This is a genomic window from Streptomyces sp. NPDC023157, assembly GCF_055560575.1.
In genome coordinates this window covers 24,013-45,965 of record NZ_JBVHIL010000008.1, presented here as the reverse complement: position 1 = coordinate 45,965, position 21,953 = coordinate 24,013, and the positions used below count along the sequence as shown (strand labels likewise).

At 73.9% G+C, this 21,953-nt stretch carries 16 protein-coding genes and 1 riboswitch; of the genes, 7 read left to right on the top strand and 9 right to left on the bottom strand.

The annotated features are described in order from the left end of the window. Positions 1-5: 5 nt before the first annotated feature. The gene (locus ACZ3ZE_RS26820; protein WP_361179429.1) at positions 6-728 is read left to right on the top strand and encodes an ABC transporter ATP-binding protein; all 723 of its coding nucleotides are present in this window, start codon (positions 6-8) and stop codon (positions 726-728) included. Beyond that, entirely contained in the window at positions 725-1,921 is a 1,197-nt protein-coding gene (locus ACZ3ZE_RS26815; protein WP_361179331.1) for an ABC transporter permease, read from the top strand. Before ACZ3ZE_RS26820 ends, ACZ3ZE_RS26815 begins: the two co-directional genes overlap by 4 nt. Here the strand turns inward: ACZ3ZE_RS26815 and ACZ3ZE_RS26810 are convergent. Next, complete coding sequence (locus tag ACZ3ZE_RS26810) at positions 1,864-2,367, bottom strand: MarR family winged helix-turn-helix transcriptional regulator (protein WP_361179329.1); 504 nt, start codon at positions 2,365-2,367, stop codon at positions 1,864-1,866. The genes ACZ3ZE_RS26815 and ACZ3ZE_RS26810 overlap by 58 nt on opposite strands. Before the next feature lie 158 nt (positions 2,368-2,525). Between ACZ3ZE_RS26810 and ACZ3ZE_RS26805 the strand changes: the two genes are divergently transcribed. From ACZ3ZE_RS26805 to ACZ3ZE_RS26795, 3 genes are all read left to right on the top strand, one after another. Continuing rightward, the gene (locus ACZ3ZE_RS26805; protein WP_361179326.1) at positions 2,526-4,016 is read left to right on the top strand and encodes an MFS transporter; all 1,491 of its coding nucleotides are present in this window, start codon (positions 2,526-2,528) and stop codon (positions 4,014-4,016) included. An 82-nt stretch (positions 4,017-4,098) separates the two neighbouring features. After that, positions 4,099-4,782, top strand: coding sequence for a GntR family transcriptional regulator (locus ACZ3ZE_RS26800; protein ID WP_467261006.1), 684 nt, complete (start codon positions 4,099-4,101; stop codon positions 4,780-4,782). Positions 4,783-4,949: 167 nt separating this feature from the next. Next, a complete protein-coding gene (locus tag ACZ3ZE_RS26795; protein ID WP_467261004.1) occupies positions 4,950-6,293 on the top strand; it encodes an amidohydrolase in 1,344 nt (447 codons plus the stop codon). 97 nt (positions 6,294-6,390) lie between these two features. Here the strand turns inward: ACZ3ZE_RS26795 and ACZ3ZE_RS26790 are convergent, their stop codons facing one another. The 4 genes from ACZ3ZE_RS26790 to ACZ3ZE_RS26775 form a co-directional block, all read right to left on the bottom strand. Continuing rightward, the gene (locus ACZ3ZE_RS26790; RefSeq protein ID WP_467261002.1) at positions 6,391-7,320 is read right to left on the bottom strand and encodes an oxidoreductase; all 930 of its coding nucleotides are present in this window, start codon (positions 7,318-7,320) and stop codon (positions 6,391-6,393) included. Between the two features lie 110 nt (positions 7,321-7,430). Continuing rightward, positions 7,431-8,348 carry a LysM peptidoglycan-binding domain-containing protein gene (locus tag ACZ3ZE_RS26785; protein ID WP_467261000.1) on the bottom strand — a complete coding sequence of 306 codons (918 nt, stop codon included), beginning with the start codon at positions 8,346-8,348 and terminating at the stop codon, positions 7,431-7,433. A 4-nt stretch (positions 8,349-8,352) separates the two neighbouring features. Continuing rightward, positions 8,353-8,507: riboswitch (cyclic di-AMP (ydaO/yuaA leader) on the bottom strand. Between the two features lie 271 nt (positions 8,508-8,778). Further along, the gene (locus ACZ3ZE_RS26780) at positions 8,779-9,582 is read right to left on the bottom strand and encodes a pyridoxamine 5'-phosphate oxidase family protein (RefSeq protein WP_361628327.1); all 804 of its coding nucleotides are present in this window, start codon (positions 9,580-9,582) and stop codon (positions 8,779-8,781) included. Further along, the gene (locus ACZ3ZE_RS26775) at positions 9,579-10,895 is read right to left on the bottom strand and encodes a globin domain-containing protein (RefSeq protein ID WP_467260998.1); all 1,317 of its coding nucleotides are present in this window, start codon (positions 10,893-10,895) and stop codon (positions 9,579-9,581) included. Before ACZ3ZE_RS26775 ends, ACZ3ZE_RS26780 begins: the two co-directional genes overlap by 4 nt. 294 nt (positions 10,896-11,189) lie before the next feature. On the opposite strand from ACZ3ZE_RS26775, the gene ACZ3ZE_RS26770 reads away from it, so the two are divergent. Together ACZ3ZE_RS26770 and ACZ3ZE_RS26765 are read left to right on the top strand one after the other, a co-directional pair. Next, positions 11,190-13,283 carry a SpoIIE family protein phosphatase gene (locus ACZ3ZE_RS26770; protein ID WP_467260996.1) on the top strand — a complete coding sequence of 698 codons (2,094 nt, stop codon included), beginning with the start codon at positions 11,190-11,192 and terminating at the stop codon, positions 13,281-13,283. Further along, positions 13,280-15,889 (top strand): SpoIIE family protein phosphatase, encoded by a 2,610-nt coding sequence (locus ACZ3ZE_RS26765; protein WP_467260994.1) that lies wholly within the window; start codon positions 13,280-13,282, stop codon positions 15,887-15,889. Before ACZ3ZE_RS26770 ends, ACZ3ZE_RS26765 begins: the two co-directional genes overlap by 4 nt. A 7-nt stretch (positions 15,890-15,896) precedes the next feature. Here the strand turns inward: ACZ3ZE_RS26765 and ACZ3ZE_RS26760 are convergent, their stop codons facing one another. The 4 genes from ACZ3ZE_RS26760 to ACZ3ZE_RS26745 form a co-directional block, all read right to left on the bottom strand. Next, on the bottom strand, positions 15,897-16,307 hold the full coding sequence (locus ACZ3ZE_RS26760) for a RidA family protein (protein ID WP_467260992.1): 411 nt from the start codon (positions 16,305-16,307) through the stop codon (positions 15,897-15,899). 63 nt (positions 16,308-16,370) lie between these two features. Beyond that, entirely contained in the window at positions 16,371-17,048 is a 678-nt protein-coding gene (locus ACZ3ZE_RS26755) for an HAD family hydrolase (RefSeq protein WP_442304198.1), read from the bottom strand. Then, positions 17,045-20,110 carry an alpha-mannosidase gene (locus ACZ3ZE_RS26750; protein WP_467260990.1) on the bottom strand — a complete coding sequence of 1,022 codons (3,066 nt, stop codon included), beginning with the start codon at positions 20,108-20,110 and terminating at the stop codon, positions 17,045-17,047. Before ACZ3ZE_RS26750 ends, ACZ3ZE_RS26755 begins: the two co-directional genes overlap by 4 nt. A gap of 76 nt (positions 20,111-20,186) precedes the next feature. Continuing rightward, positions 20,187-21,941 carry a beta-galactosidase gene (locus ACZ3ZE_RS26745; protein WP_467260988.1) on the bottom strand — a complete coding sequence of 585 codons (1,755 nt, stop codon included), beginning with the start codon at positions 21,939-21,941 and terminating at the stop codon, positions 20,187-20,189. Positions 21,942-21,953 lie beyond the last annotated feature (12 nt).

Here is a 21,953-nt window from a genome sequence, read left to right as displayed (position 1 = left end):
CCCCCGTGCCTCCGGTCGTCGAGCTCCGTGGCGCCTCGAAGACCCACCCGGGACCGGTGCACGCGCTGCGCGCGGTGGACCTGACCGTCGAGGCCGGCGAGCTCCTCGCCATCGTCGGCCCGTCGGGGTCCGGCAAATCGACCATGCTCAACATCATGGGCACCCTGGACCGGCCCACGACCGGCACCGTCCACGTCGCCGGTCGGGACGTCGGGGCGCTGTCGGACGCGCAGCTGTCCGCCCTGCGAGCCCGGCACATCGGCTTCGTGTTCCAGCACTTCCATCTGTCCGCCGGGCGCGACGCCGTCGACAACGTCGGCGACGGGCTCCTCTACGCGGGCGTCGGCCCACGGGAGCGCCGCGCGCGGGCCCGTGCCGCGCTGGAACGGGTCGGGCTCGGGCACCGCCTCGGCCACCGGCCCACCGAGCTGTCCGGCGGCGAGAAGCAGCGCGTCGCCATCGCCCGGGCGCTCGTGGGCGCGCCGGACCTGCTGCTCGCCGACGAACCGACCGGCGCGCTCGACACCGCGTCCGGACGGATCGTGATGGAGCTCCTGCACGAACTGAACGCCGCCGGCACGGCGGTGTGCGTCATCACCCACGACCACGACATCGCCGACTCCCTGCCCCGCCGGGTGCGCTTCCGCGACGGCGCGGTCGTGGACGACTCCGGGAGGGACGAATCCCGGGAAGCCTCTCCTGGACATCAGAAGGAGGTAAGGGCATGAGCTCCGCGCCCCTTCGGCCCGCGCGGCTCGCTCCCCGTGACGTGCTGCGTACCGGCGCGATCGGCCTGCGCACCCGCCGTACCCGGGTGGTGCTGTCCTCGCTCGGCATCGCCATCGGCATCGCGACCATGATCGCCGTGGTGGGTCTCTCGACCTCCAGCCGCGCCGATCTGATGAGCCGTCTCGACCGGCTCGGCACCAATCTGCTGACCGCCGAGGCCGGCCGGGATCCGTACGGTCAGGAGGTCACCCTGCCGAAGAACGCGGTGGCGATGGTGCGTCGCATCGGCCCGGTCCAGCACGCGACGGCCACCGCCGACGTGGACGCGCGGATCCGGCGCAGCGACGTCGTGCCCGAGGAACGGACGGCGGGCGTCACCGCGCAGGCCGCCCGGCCGGATCTGCTGACGGCGCTGGGGGCCGAGATCAGTCGTGGGGTGTGGCTGAACCGTGCGAACGAGCGGCTTCCGGTGACCGTGCTCGGGGCGGTCGCGGCGCGGCGGCTCGGCGTCACCGAACCCGGCGAGAAGATCATGATGAACGACGTGTACGTCGTGGTGGTCGGCATCCTCGAACCGATCGAACTGGTCCCCAACCTGGACCGGGTGGCGCTCGTGGGATTCCCGGCGGCCGAGCGCTACTTCGGCTTCGACGGGCACCCGTCCACCGTCTTCGAGCGCTCTTCCGACGCCTCCGTCGAGGACGTGCGCGCGGTGCTGGCCCGCACGGTGAGCCCCGGCGACCCGACCGGGGTCAAGGTCTCGCGCCCGTCCGACGCGCTCGCCGCGAAGGCCGCCACCGACAAGGGCCTCACCGCGTTGATGCTGGGCCTCGGGGCGGTGGCGCTGCTCGTGGGCGGCGTCGGTGTCGCGAACACCATGGTGGTGTCCGTGCTGGAGCGGCGGCAGGAGATCGGGCTGCGACGGGCCCTCGGGGCCACCCGGGGGGCGATCCGGCTGCAGTTCCTCACGGAGTCGCTGCTGCTGTCCGCGCTCGGCGGGGTGGCGGGGGCGGTCCTGGGTGCGGCGGCCACGCACGGTTTCGCCCTGGTGCAGGGCTGGACTCCGGTGGTGCCGCTCTGGTCGCTCGGCGGCGGTCTCGCGGCCACCCTGGTGATCGGGGCGCTGGCGGGTCTCTATCCCGCCGTCCGGGCGTCCCGTCTGGACCCGACGACGGCGCTCAACGCGACCTGAGCCGGTCGGTCGCCCTGCTCCATGCCCGGGCGCAGGCGCCCCAGGAGGGTGTAGAGCAGGGCGCTCTCGGCGGTGGTGAGGGTGTCGAGGGCGCCGTGGGTGGCCTGCATCTCCTCGCGGACGCGGCGGATGATCTCCCGGCCGCTGTCCGTGGCCACCACGTTCTTGACGCGGCGGTCGGTGAGGTCGGGCTCGCGGCGCACGAGCTCGCGGGCTTCGAGGCGGTCCACGATCCCGGTGACGTTGGACGCGTCGCACACCAACAGGGTGGCGAGGGCGCGCATCGGCAGCGGGGCGTCGAGCTGGGCGAGGACCTTGGCCTGGGTGGAGGTGAGGCCGTGATGGGCCGCGGCCGCGGCGAAGTCCCGCCACTGGGCCGTACCGATGGCGGCGAGGAGCTCCAGGAGCTGGAGCTTGCTGGGGGTCTCGGGGGCCGTCGCGCTCATGGTTCGAGCGTACTCAAGATCTTTCACATTATCAATTGTTTACTTGACTGCCTTAAATATCGAGGTCTACCGTCATCGATGAACTACTTGATGACATCAAACATCGACGTCCTGAAGCGATGAGGGACGGAGCGATGAGGCATGGAGAAGGCCCCCACATGAGCACCACCACCCCGCCGTCCACGGCCGACGCCAGACGCGAGACCGTCATCGTCTTCGCGCTGAGCCTGGCCGCCATGGTCGTGTCGATGATGCAGACCCTGCCGGTCCCGATCCTCGGCCTGATCCGTGCCGACCTCGGCGTCTCCACGGCCGAGGTGAGCTGGGTGACCACCGCCACGCTGCTCTCCGCCGCCGTGTTCACGCCGCTGCTCGGCCGCTTCGGCGACCAGCACGGCAAGAAGCCCACCCTCGTGGCGGTGCTCGGCGTCATGGTCGTCGGCTCCGTCGTCGCCGCCCTGGCGACCTCGCTGCCCCTGCTGATCCTGGGCCGTGTGCTCCAGGGCGCGGCGACGGCGATCTTCCCGCTCGCGCTGTCCGTCCTGCGCGAGGAGGTCAGGCCGCAGAAGCTGCCCGGCGCCATGTCCCTGGTCAGCGGCACCCTCGCCTTCGGCAGCGGTCTCGCGCTCGTCGCCACCGGCCTGCTGACCTCCGGCCCGGACGCCGACTACCGCAGCGCCTTCTGGATGGCGACCGGCTTCGCCGCGCTCGCCCTGCTCGGGGTCCTCTTCCTGGTCCCCGCGACCCGCCACAAGACGGGCGGCCGCACCGACTTCCTCGGCGCGCTGGCCCTCGGCATCACCCTGCTGCTCCTGCTGCTGCCCATCTCGCAGGGGCACGAGTGGGGCTGGACCTCCGGCCGTACGCTGGGCAGCTTCGTGGGCGCTGCCGTCATGACCGGCGTCTGGGTGCTGATCGAGCTGAAGGTCCGCGAGCCCCTCGTCGACATGCGCATGTTCGTGCACCGGCCGGTGCTCATGGCCAACCTGGCCGGCATCCTCGTCGGCTTCGGCATGTTCGCGAACTTCCTGGGCGTCTCGTACCTCGTCCAGATGCCCGAGGCCCTCACCGGGTACGGGTTCGACGCGTCGATCCTGCGCGCCTCCGTGCAGTTCCTGCTGCCCGGCGCGATCGTCTCGCTGCTCGCCTCCCCCGTCGGCGGCCAGCTGGTCCGCCACCGCGGTCCGCGCACGGCACTGATCCTGGCCGCCGCGCTCGGCGCCGTGGGCTTCGGCTGGCTCGCCCTGGACCACGGCCACACCCTCTCGGTGATCGGCGCCGGCGTGATCGTCGGCGCGGCCGTCAGCTTCGGTTACGCGGCCATGCCGGCCGTCATCATGGCGAGCGTCCCGCACCACCAGAGCGGCATAGCCAACGGCATCAACTCCATCTCGCGCTCCACCGGCAGCGCGATCGGCAGCGCCGTCGTCACCACGATCCTGGCGTCGAAGACCGTGGAGCACCTGCCGGCGGGCGTCCCGCCGCTGCCCGCGGAGTCCGGCTTCACCCTCACCTTCTGGATCGGGGCGACGGCCTTCGCCCTCGTCGCCGTCATCGCGCGGTTCGGTCTGCGCGCCGCCCAAGGCCCCCGCGCCACGGCGACGCCCGCGCCCGCCGCCGATCAGACGGCGGAACCGGCGGCCGTCTGATCCGGCCGGCCGGGCCCGCCCGTCGTATCCTCGGCGCGGCGGGCCCGGGTGGTCCCGGCGGAGGACGGAAGAGGTCGGACAGGTGGCGGACAGCAGCAGGACCGGGGCGACGGCCAAGGAGGCCGGATCGGGCCCGCTCGGAGCGCGGGCGCGCGAGGCCGTCCTGCAGCGGATCGTCGACCGGCGGTACGAGCAGGGTGCCCGGCTCGTCGAGCGGGAGGTCGCCGAGGAGCTCGGCATGTCGCGCGTACCGGTCCGCGAGGCGCTCCGCGCGCTCGTCGCCGAGGGCCTGCTCGAACTGCTCCCGCACAGCGGGGTGCGCGTACGACGCCTGGAGCGCACCGACGTGGAGCACCTGTACGAGGTGTGGGAGCCCCTGGCGGTCCAGGCCTCGCGGCTCGCGGCCCGGATCGCGGCGGCGGGCGACGCCGAGGGGCTGACCGCGCTGGAGGCGACACTCCACCAGGCCGAGTCGGCGGCGGCCGAAGCTGAAGGGGCGCGGGAGGTCGCCGCGCACACGGCGTTCCACGAGGGTGTCGTCGCCATGGCCGGCAATCCGCTGCTCGCGCGCATGATGGAGCAGCTGAGCTGGCAGCTGCGCCTGCTCTTCGGACTCCGCGAGGAGCCCGCCCACATGCGGGCCCAGCACGCCGAGATGTTCCGGCACATCGCGGCCGGGGACGCGGAGGCCGCGGGGGCCAGCACGCTGCTGCACGTACGGGACAGCAGGGCGGTCGCCCTGCGCTCCCTCTTCGGCGACGCCTGAGAGACTTTGTATACCAAGAGTGGGGCCCAGCTCTAGCCCTCCCTACTCACACCCTCACCATCGGCTCTCATCTGGGATTCTCCGCCTCCGACCTTCCTCTCTTGTTCGGCACGCACTGCTTGGTATACAAAAACGGGGAGCCGTTGACCCCTCCCCAAGGAGTCCCCATGCAGCCGTCGTCCCCCTCCCCCGCGCTCTCCCGTCGCACGATGCTGGCCGGCGCCGCCGCCCTGGCCGGTACGACGGCCACCGTGGGCGCCGCCGCCCCCGCGACGGCCGCACCCGCCGAAGCCGCGACCGCCACTGGCGCCGGTGCCGCACGGCAGCGCGACAAGACGGTGGTCTTCCGCGATGTGCGCGTCTTCGGCGCGGCGAAGGCGACGGACCTCGTGGTCGTCGACGGGCTCGTCTCGGACGGCCCCGCGCCGCGTGGCGCGAAGGTCATCGACGGCGGGGGCCGGATCGCGCTGCCGGCTCTGGTGGACGCGCACATCCACCCCGACAAGACGACCTGGGGCGGCTCCTGGGTGTCCCGGCGCCCGGCGAGCGGCATCGCCGACTACGTCGCGCAGGACGTGGAGCTGTTCCGCAGCCAGCGCCGGCCGGTCGCCGAGCGGGCGTACGGGCTGATGTCCCACGCCGTCGCCCGCGGCACCCGGGCGATGCGCGCCCACGCCGACGTGGCCCCGGCGTACGGCCTGGCCGGCGTGCGGGGCGTCGCCGACGCGCGGGCGCGGCTGCGGCACGCGCTCGACGTCCAGATCGTCGCGTTCCCCCAGCACGGTGTCATCCGGACCCCGGGGACGGCGAAGCTGCTGGAGGACGCGGCCCGCCAGGGACTCGTGGACATGATCGGCGGCATCGACCCGATCGGCTTCGACCAGGCCCTCGACGAGCAGCTCGACCTGGTCTTCGGCATCGCGGACCGCCACGGCGTCGGCGTGGACATCCACCTGCACGACCGTGGCGAGAAGGGGCTCAAGGCGATGCGCGGCATCATCGACCGCACCCGCGCCCTGTCGCTCGCCGGCAAGGTCACCGTCAGCCACGTCTTCTGTCTGCCCGCCCTTTCCGACCGCGATCTGGGTGCGATCGCCGCCGATCTGGGCGCCCAGGACATCGCCCTCACGACCGTCGCGCCCTCCGACTCGCTGGTCCTGCCGATCGCCCGGCTCCGCGAGCACGGTGTACGGGTGGGCCTCGGCTCCGACGGCGTGCGGGACTCCTGGAGCCCGTTCGGCAACGCGGACATGATGCACCGCGCCCACCTTCTCGGCTGGGTCACGGACGTCCGCCTCGACGACGAGCTGAGCGACTGCTACGGCGTCGCCGCGAACGGCGGCGCGGACGTCATGGGCCTGCCGCACGCCGACCTCAGGCCCGGGGCGCCCGCCGACTTCGTCCTCGTACGCGGCGAGTGCCTGCCCCAGGTCGTGGTGGACATGCCGCGCCGGGACCTGGTCGTGCACGGCGGCGTCGTGGTGGCCCGCGACGGGGAGTTCCTCGCCTGAGCCGCGGGCCGCTCGGGCGCCTCAGCCACGGGCCTCGCGGGCGCCTCAGCCACGGGCCTCGCGGGCGTCTGAGGAACGGCGGCCGGGGCGCGGGCTCCTAGCCGGCCAGTGACGGGTACCGGACGCCGGTGAGTTCCTCGGACGCGGTCCAGAGGCGTTCGCCGGAGGTGTCGTCGAGTGTCCACCCGGCCCGCCAGGACCGGGTGGGCGCGCCGCGCCAGCCCAGCTTGGGGCCGATGAAGGCGTCGGGGCGCACGCCGGGTGCGGTGGCGGCGTACAGGGTGGGCAGGGCTCCGCCGGCGGCGGGCTGCGCGATGATCCGGTTGCCCAGCTCCATCAGGCGCGCGGCGGTCCTGCGGCCCTCCTGGCGGGGGCCGGCCGTCTGCAGGTTGGTGGCGGCGTAGCCGGGGTGGGCGGCGGCCGCGACGATCCCGGAGCCGGCGGCGGCCAGGCGGCGGGAGAGTTCGTGGACGAAGAGGAGGTTGGCCGTCTTGGAGCGCCCGTAGGCGATCCACCGCCGGTAGCGGCGTTCGGCGTTGAGGTCGGTGTGGTCCAGGTCGGCCAGCGCGTGGAAGCCGCTGGAGAGACTGACGATCCGGGCGCCCGGGGTGCGCAGCAGCAGCGGCATGAGCAGGCCGGTGAGCGCGAAGTGGCCGAGGTGGTTCACGCCGAACTGGGTCTCGAAGCCGTCGGCGGTGCGGCCGTGCGGCAGGGCCATCACGCCCGCGTTGTTGACGAGCAGGTCGAGCCGTTGGTCGCGCTCGGCGTGGGCGGCGGCGAAGGTGCGTACGGAGGCGAGGTCGCCGAGGTCGAGCGGCGCGAACTCGGCCGACGCCCGCGGGACTTCGTCGCGCAGCCGGGACAGGGCCGCCTCGCCGCGGGTGCGGCTGCGGCAGGCGAGGAGGACGTGTGCACCGGCGCGGGCCAGCTCGCGGGCGGTGACGTATCCGATGCCGCTGTTGGCTCCGGTGACCACCGCTGTCCGCCCTCCCTGGGAGGGGATGTTCCGCGCGTTCCAGCCCGTCATCTCCGGGCGCTCCTTCCGGCCGTGGTGTCCCCATGCTGCCGCTACCGGGGGTAACGCCATCATAGGGACACCTTCGGCGGACGCCTCGGCCGGGCGGCCGCGCGGTCCCGTCAGTAGGCGCTGTTGACGTTGTCGATGGAGCCGTAGCGGGCGGCCGCGTAGTTGCAGGCGGCGGTGATGTTGGCGACCGGGTCGTAGAGGTCGAAGGCCGTGCCGGCGACGTGGTAGGCCTGGAAGGTGGGTTCGATCACCTGGAGCAGGCCCTTGGACGGGGTGCCGGCGAGGGCGTTGGAGTCCCAGTTGTTGATGGCCAGCGGGTTGCCCGAGGACTCGCGCATGACGTTGCGGTAGATGCCGTCGTAGCTGCCCGGGATGCCGTTCTTGGCCATGATGGAGAGCGACTCGCGGATCCAGCCGTCCAGGTCGTTCGTGTACGAGACGGCCGAGGTCGCCGACGAGACGGCGGGCGCCTGGGCCGCGGCCCGTGCCACGGCGGGCGACACGGCGAACGCCTGGCGCGCGACCGCCGGACGCGCGGCGGCGGTGCCGCTCGCGGCACCCGAACGCGCCACCGCCGGACGCTCCGCGCTCTCGGCGGCCTGGGTGCTCTGGGCGTTCCGCGTGTCGATGGCGAGTCGCAGGCCAGGGCGGATGAGGCCCGGGTCCGCGCCGACGGCGGCGCGGTTGTCGCGGTAGATCGTCTTCCAGCCGCCGCTCACGTGGTGCTTCCGGGCGATTTTCGAGAGCGAGTCGCCGGCGACCACGGAATAGCGCACGAGACCGTTCGCCTTCACCGTCCGAGCCGCCGCCTTTTCGATTGCGACGGACGTGACGGACCCGACGGACGTGACGGACCCGACGGACGCGACGGACTGGACCGTCTGCGGCGCCCGCGGGGTCTCGGCCGCCGCGCCGGTGGCCCCGGCGAGCGGCAGGGCGAGTGCGGCGCTGCCGGCGAGGCCGGCTACGGCCAGTCCGCGGGCGAGCGGGGTGTTCTTGGGGCGGCGGTGCTTCCCGTGTCCACGCATGGCGATTTCCTCTCCTTCGCCTGCGAGGTGAGCTGTCGGGTTCGGGCAGGAGCTGCCCGGCCGCGCGGCGCGCGGCTTCACCCCGAGCCGCCCCGGAGACCGGGACGGCGGCGAACCTGGGTCCCCCGCTCCTGCCGTACGAGTGGGTGAGTGCGGTACCCGGGCGGCGGCAGGATTCGGCGTTCCGTCCGGATGACGGGTGACCGTAGGCGAAGGCGAACAGCGAGAACAAGGGCCTGATTCGCAAAAGCAAGCAGATCTTTTATGGGTCGGAAAAGGATCAATCGGCGTGCCGTGATCCTTTTCTCCAACTGGTTCCCGGGGGTTCGCGCATGACGCCGCGACAGCATTCCGGCGGAATGTCCGACCGTGACTCAGATCACCGGCCCGCACTTAATCGGACATGTCCGGATCCGATTGATTTGAGAGCTTAGGGAATCCGGCTTTCGGTGCCCCTGCGGAACCAGCCGCTGAACCCCTCGGACGGGTGGCGTCGCCGCTCCGCCCGCTCCAGCGCCCGCTCGGCCTCCGCCCGCCAGGTCTCCGCGCCCGCGCGGGGCGGCGGCAGGAACGGTCCCCGCTCCGGCGCGTCCGCGGCGGCGCCGAAGAAGTCGCCACCCTTGCGCCGGACGTCGTCGGTGCCCCACGCCCGGCCGGGACCGTGCCGCGGCACCTTCTGGAGGTGCGGGATGTGCTTGGCGCAGTGGATGTACGCCTCCTCCACGGTGATCTCCACCCAGCTCAGGGCGCGCCGCCCCGGCACCGGGTCGACCGTGAGTCCGGGGTGGTCGGCCCGCATCACGTCGTCGGCCACGACCCGGGCCGTGCCGTTCACGTGGAGTCCGACGCGGTCCCGGAGGAAGTCGACCATCAGGAGGCCGACGTGCGGGTTCTCCTCGATGTTGCCGAGGCTGGCCTGGACGCCGTTCCCCCGGTACTCGGGGTAGGCGAGCCGCAGCTCGTCCAGGACGTGGAGGAAGCCGGCCGGTCCCGCCCGGAAGGTGTTGTCGCAGGCGCCGTGCCGGTCGGCGGTGGCCAGGAAGAACATCTCCTGGCGGGCCACGAACTCCCGCATCCGGGGGTTGAGCCGGTCGAGGACCTGCTCGGCGTAGAACCGGTCGGCGCGCTCGGTGGTGCCCGTACGCCGCTGGACCAGGTGCTCGCCGTCGCTGCCCGGGCGGATGGTGCGCGGCGGCGTCGCCGAGCGCGGACCGGTGTGCTCGAAGGTGCTCAATTCCTCGTCCCGACCAGTTCTTCGATGGAGTCGTGCCGTATGCGGTGGGTGGGGATGCCGATGCCCACGAGGGTGTCGACACCGCGACGGATCATGCCGGGCGGGCCGGAGAGGTACGCCTCGTACGTGTGCCACGGACCGAACTCGCGGACGGCTCCGGGAAGGCCGCCGGACAGGGCTCCGCCGGCCCCGTCGTCCACGACGGGGCGCACGGAGAGCCAGGGGTGCGACTGCTGGAGCCGCAGCATGGTCTCGATGTCGTACAGGTCCTCATTGCTGCGGGCGCCGTAGAACACGTCGACGGAGCGGCGCCGGCCGTGCTGGGCCACGTCCTCGACCAGCGCCTTGATCGGGGCGATGCCCGTACCGCCGCCGAGGCACAGCAGCCCGTTGTCGGTGTGGTGGTCGACGGTCATCGAGCCGGTGGGGCCGCCGAGCCGCAGGACGTCCCCGGGCCGGGCCCGGTGCACGAGCGCGTTCGAGACCCAGCCCGCGGGCACGGCCTTCACATGGAAGGAGAGCAGCCCGTCGGAGCGGGGCGCGGAGGCGAAGGAGTAGTGCCGCCAGACCCGCGGCCACCAGGGCGTCTCCAGGGCGGTGTACTGCCCGGCACGGAAGGGGTACGGCTGGTCGGGGCGGACCGTGACGACGGCGACGTCGGGCGTGCGCGGCTCGTGGGCCACGACCTCCGCCTGCCACCAGGCGGGGGCGCGGAGCTCGTCCTGGGCCGCCGCGTCGATCATGATCTGGGAGAGGGTGGTGTACGCGCCCACCCAGGCAGCCTCGGTCCGCGGGCCCCAGCTGTGCGGGGCGTGCTGGGCGAGGGCGCCGATCAGGCACTCGCCGACGGCCGGGTAGTGCTCGGGCCGCGTGCCGTACTTACGGTGGCCGCGGCCGAGCCCGGTCAGGTACGCGGTGAGGGTGGCGGTGTCCTCGGCGTGCGTGGCGGCCGTGAGCAGCGCCCTGAAAAGGCGGTCGCGCTGGGTGTCCATGGCCGCCGGGAAGAGGGCCCGCAGCTCGGGGTGGCGGAGGAAGAGCAGGGCGTAGAAGTACGAGGTGACCTTGTCCGCGATCGGTTCGATCTCGGCCATCGTGCGGCGCAGGAGCGCGGCGTCGGACGCGTCGTCCGGCGCGGGCGTCGCGGTGGGCCGCCCGCCCGGGCTTGGCCCGAACCAGCCCCCTTGCCGCCCGTCAGCACCAGCTTCCATCGTTCTGCCTCGCCTCGAACGTCGTTGGTCGGTCTTCGCCCACGGAGCCCCGTGTGCCCCTTTTCCCCTCTCCACCACGGAATTTCCCGAGACGAATCGACGCATGAACGGGCCCGACCATACCTGTCGTCCGCTCTCCGTCCAGCGACGCGCCTCTACCTCCACAATTTCCCTGTTCTGCCAGGTCAAGGCCGTGTTACTGGCGAGTCAGGCAATTCGCGGACCGACTCCGGCAGCAATCTGTTCGGAATTTCCCGACGGAACACTCACGGACCTGTCAGCACTCCTCCACATTTCCCGACGCCCGTCTTCATGTCGTGCACGGCTTTCACGACTGGCGGTCCGCTTCCGGGGCGGGATGATGGAGGGGCTGCGGGGTGGAGGAGGGACACGGTCTGGATGAGCGCAGCGGCCTTCCCTGCCGTCCCGGACCCGGCGGACGGCGATCTCGCCATGGAGCCGGGCGGTCTCCTCGACGTGCTCGGGGTCGCCGCCGTGGTCCTGGACGAGCACGGACGGATCGTCCTGTGGAGCCCGCAGGCGGAGGTGGTCTTCGGCTACCCGACGGCCGAGGCCCTCGGCCGGCCCGCCGTCACGCTGCTGGTGGAGGAGCACCGGAGGGACCTGGTGCAGTCGCTGTTCGCCCGCGTGATGGCGGGCGCCGGGCCCTGGGCCGGGGTCTTCCCCGTACGGCACAAGGACGGCCGCACGATCCTGGTGGAGTTCCGTAACACCCGCGTCCAGGACGAGCGGGGGCGGCCGTACGCGCTCGGGCTCGCCTCCGACCGGGCCACGGTCCGGGGCGTGGAGCAGAACCTGTCGCTCTCCTCGCTCCTGGTCACCCACTCCCCGCTCGGCCTGGCCGTGCTGGATCACGACCTCCGCTTCGTCCTGGTGAACCCCGCGCTGGAACGGATCGACGGCCTCGCCGCCGAGGCCCACCAGGGGCGCACGGTCCGGGAGGCGGTGCCGTCGCCGGACGCGGAGGCCCTGGAGACGGCACTCCGCGAGGTCCTGGAGACAGGGCGGCCGGTCCTCGCCCGGAGCATGCGGGGAGTGGCCGGGCCCGACGGCACCGAGCGGGTGTGGACGGTCTCGCTCTACCGGCTGCAGACGCCCGAGCGACGGATCATGGGGGTCGCCGTCGCGGTCAGGGACGTCACCGACCAGCACCAGGCGGCCAGGACGGCCGCCCGGGCCCGCCGCCGGCTCGCGGTGATCGCGGACGCCTCCGAGCGGGTGGGCACCACGCTCGACCTGGACCTCACCGCCCACGAGCTGGCGGACCTCGTGGTGCCGGAGTTCGCCGACATCGCCGCCGTCGACGTCCTGGAGTCCATCCTGACCGGCCCGCACGCCGGGCCCGCCCGGACCTCGGGCCCGGCGGTGTTCCGGGCGCTCGCGGTGAAGGCCGCGTACACCACCCCGGCGCAGGAGGCCGCCGACCCCGTCGGCGAGCCCGCCCGGTACGGCGCCGAGCGGCTGGTCACCCAGTGCGCCCGCACCGGCCGCCCGGTCCTCGTGCGGCACGTCACCGACGGCGACCTGCCCCGGATCGCCCGCGGCGAGGCCGCCGCCGCGCTGCTGCGGCTCGCGGGCATCCACTCGTACCTCGCCGTCCCGCTGCGCGCCCGCGGCGTGGTCCTCGGGGTGCTGGACCTGAAGCGGGCCCGCAACTCCGTGCCGTTCGACGAGGACGACGTCCTGCTCGCCGGGGAGCTGGCGGCCCGCGCGGCGGTCGCCATCGACAACGCCCGCTGGTACCGGCATCAGAGCCAGGCCGCCCTGGCCCTCCAGCGGCACCTGCTGCCACACGGGCCGCCCCGGCTCAACGGGCTCGACGTCGCGTACCGCTACCAGCCCGCCTCCGAGTCGGTCGAGGTCGGCGGCGACTGGTTCGACGCGATCCCGCTGCCCGACGGCAAGACCGCGCTGGTGGTGGGCGACGTGATGGGCAGCGGCATCAACGCGGCCGCGACCATGGGGCAGTTCCGCACCGCCGCCCGCACCCTCGCCGCGCTCGGGCTCGCGCCGGCCGTGGTCCTGGAGCACCTGGACCGCACCGCCGCCGAACTCGACGACGCGATGGCCACCTGCGTGTGCGCCGTGTACGACCCGTACAGCGGGAGCTGCCGGATCGCGAACGCCGGCCACCCGCCGCCCGTCCACGTCACCGCCGGGCGGGCGCCCCGCCTGCTGGACCTGCCCGCGGGCGCGCCCCTGGGCGTCGGCGGCGTCCCCTTCGAGACCCGGGAGATCCCGTTCGTGGCGGGCGACGACCTGGTCCTGTACACCGACGGCCTCGTCGAGACCCGGGACCAGGACATCGACGTACGGCTGGCCGCCCTCACCGACCTCCTGGACCGCGCCCCGCTCCCCCTGGAGCAGACCTGCGACCTGCTGCTCGGCGCGCTGCGCGGGGCCGACGACCACGACGACGTGGCGCTGCTGATCGCCCGGGCCCGGCAGCCGCACGGAGAGGGGGCCCCGTGAACGACGCGCGCCCGCCGGACGACGGCCTGCCGCCCTTCACCGAGGACAGCGCCGCCGCCCTGCTCGACGGCCGGGGCCGGATCGACGGCTGGACGCCGGAGGCCGGGTCCCTGATCGGCCGGTCCGCCACCGACGTCGTCGGGCACTCCGCCCGCGCGCTCCTCGCCGACCCCTCGGCCTGGCCGGCGCTGGCCGCCGCGTACCGGGCGGGCGTCCGGCGCGGCGACGCGGTCCTGCGGACCAGCCGGGGCGCGGAACTGCCGGTGGTCTTCCAGGCGTTCGACCTCGCCGGGAACGGCGGTCCGGCCGGGTGCCTGGTGCTGGCCACCCCGAGGGCCCGGGCCGTCCGCAAGCACCAGGACCGGGCCTTCGTCCGGGAGCTGTTCCTCCAGGACCGGGTGGGGCTCGCCGTGTTCGACCCGGGACTGCGGCTGCTGCGGACCAACACCCACCTCCTGCCGTACACGGGCGTGCCGCCCGACCTGCGGGGGCGGCGCCTCGGCGACTTCCTGTGGCCCGGGGACGCGGACGCCATCGAGGAGAAGCTGCGCGGGGTGCTGCGCACCGGCAAGCCGCTGCTCGGGGTCGAGGAGGTCCTGCGCACGCTCGACGACCCGCGCGGCGGCGTCGTCATCTCCATCTCGGCGTTCCGGCTCCTGTCCCCCGACGGGCAGGTCCTCGGACTGACCGCGCTGTTCACCGACATGACCGAACTGCGCCGGTCGGCCGAACGCCTCGCGCTGCTGCACCGCGCCACCGCGTCCGTCGGGCGTTCCCTGTCGGTCACCGACACCGGCCGGGAACTGGCCGCCGCGCTGGTGCCCGGCCTGGGGGACCTGGCCGTCGTGGAGATCGCCGACGGCGTGGCCCACGGCGAGGAACCGGTGCCCGACCGCGAGGGCCGCCTGCTGCTGCGCCGGACCGCGGTGGCGGGACGCCTGCCGGACGCGGCCGGGGACGGCGGGAGCGGCGCGGCGAGCGGAGCGGCCGGCCACCCCGGGAGCGGAACCACGACCGGAACCACCAGCCGCCCCGGGAGCGGCACGGACGCCGGACCCGCCGGGCCCTTCGACAGCGGGCCGGAAGCCGGCCCCGCCGCAAGCCGCGCGAACCCCGGGCCGTCCCCCGGCACCGGGACACCCGCCGACCCCGTCCCCCTCCTCCCCGCCGACGTCGTCCTGGCCGCCGTCCCCGCCGGCGACAGCCCCCTCACCGGGCCGGGTGTCGACATCCAGGCGGTCGGCGGCTATCCGATGACCATGACCGTCCCGCTCCGGGCGCGCGGGATGGTGCTCGGCCGGGTGTCGCTGGGCCGGAACGCCGACCGGGGACCCTACCAGGCGCCCGACCGGGATCTGCTGCGTGAGATCGCCGCCCGGGCCGCCCTCGCGCTCGACAACGCCCGGCGGTTCACGCGGGAGCACCGGGCGGCCGTGGGGCTCCAGCGGAGCATGCTGCCGCCGACGCAGAGCGAGACGCCCGGGGCGAGCACGTCCGCCGTCTATCTCCCGGCCGGGACCGCGACCGGGGTCGGCGGGGACTGGTTCGACGTGATCCCGCTGTCGTCCGCGCGGGTCGCCCTGGTCGTGGGCGACGTGGTCGGGCACGGCCTGGCGGCGACCGCGACGATGGGCCGGCTGCGTACGGCCGTGCGCACCCTCGCGGACCTCGACCTCGAACCCGACGAGCTGCTCGCCCATCTGGACGACCTGGTCGCCCAGTTGCCGGCCGAGTCCGAGGAGCCGTCGGACCCGGCGGACCCGGCGTACCCCGCGGACGACGACGACCCGGACGCCGACGGGTGGCGGGACCGGCACGCCTCCTCGACGACCGGGGCGACCTGCGCGTACGCGATCTACGATCCGGTCTCGCGGCGCTGCTCGGTGGCGTCCGCCGGGCATCCCCCGCCGGTGGTGGCGGATCCGGCGGGCCATGTGTCGTATCTGCCGGTTGACCCGGGGCCGCCGTTGGGCGTCGGCGGACTGCCGTTCGAGGCCACGGAGGTCGACCTGGCCCCCGGCAGCGTCCTCGCGCTGTACACCGACGGCCTGATCGAGGGCCGGGACGGCGACCTGGACGCGGGCATGGCCGAACTGGCCGCCCGGCTGGCCCGGCCGGGTGCCCTGGCGCGCCCGTTGCGGGAGCTGGGCCGGGAGATCGTGGCGGGCCGGCCCGTCGTCGGGCTCGCGGACGATGTGACCCTGCTGCTGGCCCGTACCCGTACGGTCCCGCCGGAGGACGCGGTCTCCTGGCCGGTGGAGGCCGATCCGGCGGCGGTCGGGCAGGTGCGCGAGGCCGCGGCGGCGCAGTTGCGGGCGTGGGATCTCGACGAACTCGTCTTCACCACCGAGCTGGTGCTGAGCGAGCTGGTCACCAACGCGATCCGTTACGCGGGCGGCCCGGTCGAGGTACGTCTCATCCGGGCCGGCCGGCTGATCTGCGAGGTGTCCGACCCGAGCGCCACCCACCCGCGCATGCGCCGGGCGCGGCTGACCGACGAGGGCGGCCGGGGTCTGTACCTGGTGGCCCAGCTGACGACCCGTTGGGGCAGCCGCTACAGCCGTCGCGGGAAGACGATCTGGGCCGAGCAGGAGCTCCCGCGCTGACGGGTCCTCAGGAGTCGAGCACCGCCGCGACGGCCTCGATCTCCACGAGCTGGTCGTGGTAGCCGAGCACCGTCACACCCATCAGGGTGCTGGGCACGTCGTGGTCGCCGAACGCGTCGCGGACCACCTCCCACGCCACCACCAGGTCCGCCTGCCGGTGGGTGGCGACGAGCACGCGGGTGCTGATGACGTCCTGCAAGGTGGCGCCGGCGTCCGCGAGGGCGGTGCGCAGGTTCGCCACGGCCTGGGCGGCCTGTCCCGCGACGTCCCCGACGGCCACGGTGGCGCCGTCCGCGTCGAGCGGGCAGGCCCCGGCGAGGAAGATCAGCCGCGCCTCGGCCGGGGCGGTGGCCGCGTAGGCGTACTCGGCGACGTCGGACAGGGAGGCGGAGCGGATCAACTCGACGGCACTCGGCATGGAGGGCCCTTTCAGGGGGTGAGCGGGCGGATCGGGCGGCGTTACGGGACGGGGGTCACCCTGTCAGAGATCGCCCGCGCGCTCGACGGGATTTCCCGGGTCCGCCGCCACCTCCCGCAGCAGCGCGAGGTCCACGTCCAGCAGGCTGCGGACCACCCGGCGGCGCGGTCCCGGCGCGATGGCGGTGAGCGAGGGGACGGCCACGACGGCGCACCCCGCCGCTTCGGCGGAGGCGACTCCGGTCGGGGTGTCCTCGACGGCCACGCACGCGTCCGGGGTGAGGCCGAGGGTGGCGAGGGCCGACTGATACGGGTCGGGGGCGGGCTTGGTGCGCGGGGTCTCGCCCTCGGCGACGGAGGTGGTGAACCAGTGGCGTCCGAGGGTGTCGAGGACGGTGTCGACGACGGGCCGGGGCGAGGCCGAGACGAGCGCGGTGGGCACGCCGGCGGTGCGGAGCGCGGCCAGCAGTTCCAGGGCGCCCGGCAGCGGGACGACCTGTCCTCGGACGAGTTCCGCGAAGCGTTCCCCGAGGGCGGCGGAGAGCCGGGGCGGGTCGGTGGGCGCGCCGGTGAGCCCGGCGAGGTGCAGGGCGGTGTCGTCGATCGCTCGCCCGCGGACGAAGGCGATGTCGGCGTCCCCGAGGGTGAGGCCGAGCCGTCGGGCCTCCTCCTCGACGGCCTGCTGCCAGAGGCGTTCGGTGTCGACGAGGGTGCCGTCCATGTCGAAGAGGACCGCTCTCACGCGTCCTCCCGGGTGAAGCGGAGGGTGCGGATCTCGAACGGGCGCAGGGTCAGGGGGAGCCCGCGGTCGCCCGTCGCGGCCGGCCCCTCGGGGGCTTCGGCGTCGAGGGGGCGTTCCAGGAGGTCGGTGGTGGTGACGCCGGTCCAGGGGAAGCCGGTGGTGAGGACGGTGCGGGCGCGGGCCCCGTGGGCTTCGTAGAGGCGGACGACGACGTCGCCGGAGCGGTCGTCGGCCAGCTTGACGGCCTCGACGACGACGCCCGCGTGGTCCGTGCCGACGAGCGGCGCCACGGGTGCGGAGCCGGGGACGGCCCGCTCGGGCAGGTTGGCGGCGTAGCCCTCGCGGACGGCGTCGGCGATGTCCGCTCCGACGACGAGGGCGTAGCGCAGCCGGTGCCGGCCCTGGTCGGCGTCCGGGTCGGGGAAGCGGGGGGCGCGCAGGAGGGTGAGGCGGACGGTCGTGGTGGTGCCGCCGTCGTCCTCGCGCACGTCCCGGGTGACGTCGTGTCCGTAGGTGGAGTCGTTGACCAGGGCCGCGCCCCAGTCCTGTTCGCCGACGTGGAGGAAGCGGTGGGCGCAGATCTCGAACTTGGCGGCGTCCCAGCTGGTGTTGGTGTGGGTGGGGCGCTTGACGTGGCCGAAGGGGATCTCGGCGGTCGAGTGGTCGGCGCGGACGTCGAGGGGGAAGGCGGCCTTCAGGAGCTTCTCGCGCTCGTGCCAGTCGATCTCGGTGTCGATGTCGAGGCGACGGGCGCCCTCGCGCAGGGAGAGGAGCTGGCGGACGCGGGAGTCGCCGAAGGTGCGCAGGACCAGGACGCCTTCGTCGACGGCGGTCACGGAGTCGGCTTCGGTGAGGTCGCGGACGGTGTTGCGGTAGAAGGCGTCGATGTCCCAGGCGTCGTACTCGTTGGGGAAGTCCTGGTGGAGCTGGAGCAGGTTGGCGGCCGTGCCGGGGGCCAGGGCCTCGCGGCCGGCGTCGAGGTCGACGGCCGAGACGACGAGACCGCGGGCGTCGATCTCGAAGCGCACCAGGCCGTTGTCGAGCAGGTGCCCGGTGCCGTGGGGCACGGGCGGGACGGCCGGGTGGGGGTCTTCGGCGCGCGGGGTGGCGCCGAAGGCGTCGACGCCGCCCCGGGCGAAGGGGGCGCCGTTGAAGACGACGGTGCCGGGTCCGGGGCCCGCGAGGGTGCGCTGGGCCGTGTCGACGAGCCGTTCGAGCTCGCCGGTGACGGCCTCGTACGTCTCCTCGGCCTCGCGGTGCACCCAGGCGATGGAGGAGCCGGGCAGGATGTCGTGGAACTGGTGGAGGAGGACCGTCTGCCACAGCCGGTCGAGGGCGTCGTACGGGTAGGGGGTGCCGGTGCGCACGGTCGCCGTGGCCGCCCACAGTTCGGCTTCGCGCAGCAGGTGCTCGCTGCGCCGGTTGCCCTGCTTGGTGCGCAGCTGGCTGGTCAGCGTGCCCCGGTGGAACTCGAGGTAGAGCTCGCCGAGCCAGACGGGCGCGTCGGGGTACTCGGCGTGGGCGCGGGCGAAGAAGTCGGACGGCGGTTCGACGACGACCTTGGGGGCGCCTTCGAGGTCGGCGAGGCGCTGCGTCCGGGCGAGCATCTCGCGGGTGGGGCCGCCGCCGCCGTCACCGTAGCCGAAGGGCAGGAGGGAGCTGTTGGCGGCGCCCTTGTCCTGGAAGTTGCGGACGGCGTGGGCGAGTTCGCCCGGGGTGACCTCGGCGTTGTACGTGTCGGAGGGCGGGAAGTGGGTGAAGATCCGGGTGCCGTCGATGCCCTCCCACCAGAAGGTGTGGTGGGGGAACTTGTTGGTGGTGTTCCAGGAGATCTTCTGGGTGAGGAACCAGCGCACCCCGGCCAGCTTCATCAGCTGGGGCATGGCCGCGTTGTAGCCGAAGGTGTCGGGGAGCCACATCTCCTCGGTCTCGACGCCGAACTCCCGCGCGTAGAAGCGCTTGCCGTGGATCAGCTGCCGGGCGAAGGCCTCGCCACCGGTGATGTTGGTGTCGGGTTCCACCCACAGGCTGCCCACGGGCAGGAACTGCCCGGCGGCCACCTTCTCGCGCACCCGCGCGTAGATCTCCGGGCGGCGTTCCTTGAGCCAGGCCAGCTGCTGGGCCTGGGACATGGCGAAGCGGAAGTCCGGGTGGTCGTCCATGAGCTGGGTGACGTTGGAGACGGTCCTGGCGACCTTGCGGGACGCCTCGCGCAGCGGCCACAGCCAGGCGGTGTCGATGTGCGCGTGGCCGACGGCGGAGACCCGGTGGGCGCTGTCGGCGGCGCGGGCGGCGAGCGCGGGCCGCAGGGCGTCGCGGGCGGCGGGCGCGGTCCCGGCGATGTCCTGGAGGTCGACGGCGTCGAGGGCGCGCTCGACCGCGTACAGGATCTGCCAGCGGCGCTCGGAGCCCTCGGGCAGCTCGTGCATGAGCTGCCCGAGGACGTCGAGGTCCTGGGCGAGTTCCCAGACGTCCTGCTCGAAGACGGCGAGGTCGGCGCGGCGGAGCCGGTAGAGCGGGTCCTCCCCGGCGCCCCGGCTGTCGTCGCCGCCGGTGAGCCAGTCGGGCCGGGCCCCGGCGAGGGTCGGGGCGTGCTGGCCCTCGCCGGGGAAGGGGACGGTGGGGTTGGCGGCGGCCTCGACGTAGCAGGTGAAGGTCTCGCCGCCGGTGACGGGGTCGCCGACGGGGATCCAGGAGTTGCGCGGGTTGAGGGCCTTGATCACGGTGCCGTCGGGCCGGTGGACGAGGCCTTCGGTGGAGAAGCCCGCGCCGGTCACGTCGAAGCCGAGGTCGACGACGGCCTCGACCCGCCGCCCCGCCCATTCCGCGGGCACCCGCCCGCTGACCTCGAACCAGCTGGTGGTCCAGGCCGGCCCCCACCGGTGCCCGACGGCGACGGGCCGGTAGGGGGCGGCCAGGCCCTCCGCGACGGGTACGGGCTCGCCGGGGACGTCCCAGATCCGCACCTGGAGCGGGGTCGTGCGGGCGTGGGCGGCGGGGCGGATGCGCTGGTTCAGGACGCGGTCGAGGCGCTGTTCGATCAGGCGTCGGTTGCTGTGCATGGCGGCTCCGTCGGGGCGGTCGGGGCGGGGGAACGGGAGGAGCGGGCGGGCGCGGCCGTGGCTGGCGCGCCGAGGGTCACTCCTCGGTGGCGCCCAGGGCGGGGGTGTCGCTCAGCCGGACGTGGCGGCCGGTGGAGGCGTGGAGTTCGAGGACGGTGAGCTCGTTCTCGCCGTCGCGCAGGACGGGCGCCGGGACGTACAGGGCGGCCTGCGGGCCGCGGGACCAGTAGCGGCCGAGCGGGAAGCCGTTGATCCAGGCCAGGCCCTTGGTCCAGCCGTCCAGGTGCAGGTAGGTGTCGGCGGGTGCGTCGACGGTGAAGGTGCCGCGGTGGAACGCGGGCCCGACGGGCGGGGTCCCGGGGGCGAAGGGCGCGTACGCGAGGGTGTCGAGGCGGTCGAGGGGCAGGGCGCGGCTGTGCCAGGCGGCGGGCCGGTGCCCGTTGACGGTGACGCGGCCGAGCAGGCCCTTGCGGTCGTGGAGGGCCGCCCCGTAGTTGACCCGGCCCTGGTTCTCGACGAGGACGGTGAGGGTGGCGCCCGGCCGGGGCACGGTGAAGGCGAGGGCGTGTTCGTGGTTCTCGCGCTCCAGGACGCCGACCGGCTGCCCGTCGACGAAGACCTGGGCGCGGTCGTGGACCCGCTCGGCGTGCAGCAGCGCCGGTCCGGGGTCGGTCAGTTCGGTCTCGTACAGGACGAAGCCGAATGACTGGCCGAGCTCCTCCATGGTGAGCGGCCGGCCGGCCTTCTCGGGGGTGCCGAGGGCGTCGGCCTGTGCCAGCAGCGGTGCGGTGTACGGGAGTTCGACCCTGCCGTAGGCGGCTTTGGGGGCGGCCGGGGGGACGGGCTCGTCGGGCACGGGGGCGTGGCGGGCGATGACCTCGCGGAAGGCGCGGTACTTGTCGGTCGGGTCGCCGGCCTCGTCGAGGAGGGAGTCGTAGTCGTAGGAGGTGACGGTGGGGCGGTAGGTGCCCTTGTCGTTGGCGCCGTTGGTGAAGCCGAAGTTGGTGCCGCCGTGGAACATGTAGATGTTGACGGAGGCTCCGGCGGCGAGCAGCGTGTCCAGCTCGGCCGCGGCGTCGGCGGGGTCGCGGCGGGTGTGGATGCCGCCCCAGCGGTCGAACCAGCCGATCCAGAACTCGGAGCACATCAGCGGGCCCCGGGGCTGGTGGGCGCGGAGCGCGGCGAGGCCCTCGGCGGTGCGGCTGCCGAAGTTGGCGGTGGCGAGGACGCCGTCGAGGCCACCGCGGGCCAGGTCGGCGGGCTGGTCGCAGGTGAAGAGGGGGACGTCGACTCCGTGCCGGCGCAGCAGCTCGGCGAGTGCGGCCAGGTAGGCGGTGTCGTCGCCGTGGGCGCCGTACTCGTTCTCCAGCTGGACGGCGAGGATCGGTCCGCCGTTGCCGGCGAGGTACCGGTGGAGCGGGGGCAGGAGGGCGCCGAGGTAGGCGTCGACGGCGCTCAGGAAGCGCGGGTCGCGGCTGCGCAGGACGATGTCGTCCTCGGCGAGCAGCCAGGACGGCAGGCCGCCGCCCTCCCACTCCGCGCAGATGTAGGGGCCGGGCCGGAGCAGGACGTGGAGTCCTTCGGCGGCGGCCAGGTCGAGGAAGCGGGGCAGGTCGAGACCCGCGTCCCAGTGGAACTCCCCGGGGTGCGGGGCGTGCAGGTTCCACGGGACGTAGGTCTCGACCGTGTTGAGGCCGAGGAGCCGTGCCTTGTGGAGGCGGTCCGCCCACTGCTCCGGGTGGACGCGGAAGTAGTGCAGGGCGCCGGAGACGATCCGGAACGGGCGGTCGTCGAGACGGAAGCCGTCGTCGGCGATCTCCAGTCGGGGCATGGCGGTGGTACT

What these genes read in the sequence shown, in the direction of transcription:
- ACZ3ZE_RS26815 (WP_361179331.1), top strand. Translation starts at nt 725, where the DNA reads ATGAGCTCCGCGCCCCTTCGGCCCGCGCGGCTCGCTCCCCGTGACGTG.
- ACZ3ZE_RS26810 (WP_361179329.1), bottom strand. Translation starts at nt 2,367, where the DNA reads ATGAGCGCGACGGCCCCCGAGACCCCCAGCAAGCTCCAGCTCCTGGAG.
- ACZ3ZE_RS26805 (WP_361179326.1), top strand. Translation starts at nt 2,526, where the DNA reads ATGAGCACCACCACCCCGCCGTCCACGGCCGACGCCAGACGCGAGACC.
- ACZ3ZE_RS26795 (WP_467261004.1), top strand. Translation starts at nt 4,950, where the DNA reads ATGCAGCCGTCGTCCCCCTCCCCCGCGCTCTCCCGTCGCACGATGCTG.
- ACZ3ZE_RS26790 (WP_467261002.1), bottom strand. Translation starts at nt 7,320, where the DNA reads ATGACGGGCTGGAACGCGCGGAACATCCCCTCCCAGGGAGGGCGGACA.
- ACZ3ZE_RS26785 (WP_467261000.1), bottom strand. Translation starts at nt 8,348, where the DNA reads ATGCGTGGACACGGGAAGCACCGCCGCCCCAAGAACACCCCGCTCGCC.
- ACZ3ZE_RS26775 (WP_467260998.1), bottom strand. Translation starts at nt 10,895, where the DNA reads ATGCGTCGATTCGTCTCGGGAAATTCCGTGGTGGAGAGGGGAAAAGGG.
- ACZ3ZE_RS26770 (WP_467260996.1), top strand. Translation starts at nt 11,190, where the DNA reads ATGAGCGCAGCGGCCTTCCCTGCCGTCCCGGACCCGGCGGACGGCGAT.
- ACZ3ZE_RS26760 (WP_467260992.1), bottom strand. Translation starts at nt 16,307, where the DNA reads ATGCCGAGTGCCGTCGAGTTGATCCGCTCCGCCTCCCTGTCCGACGTC.
- ACZ3ZE_RS26750 (WP_467260990.1), bottom strand. Translation starts at nt 20,110, where the DNA reads ATGCACAGCAACCGACGCCTGATCGAACAGCGCCTCGACCGCGTCCTG.
- ACZ3ZE_RS26745 (WP_467260988.1), bottom strand. Translation starts at nt 21,941, where the DNA reads ATGCCCCGACTGGAGATCGCCGACGACGGCTTCCGTCTCGACGACCGC.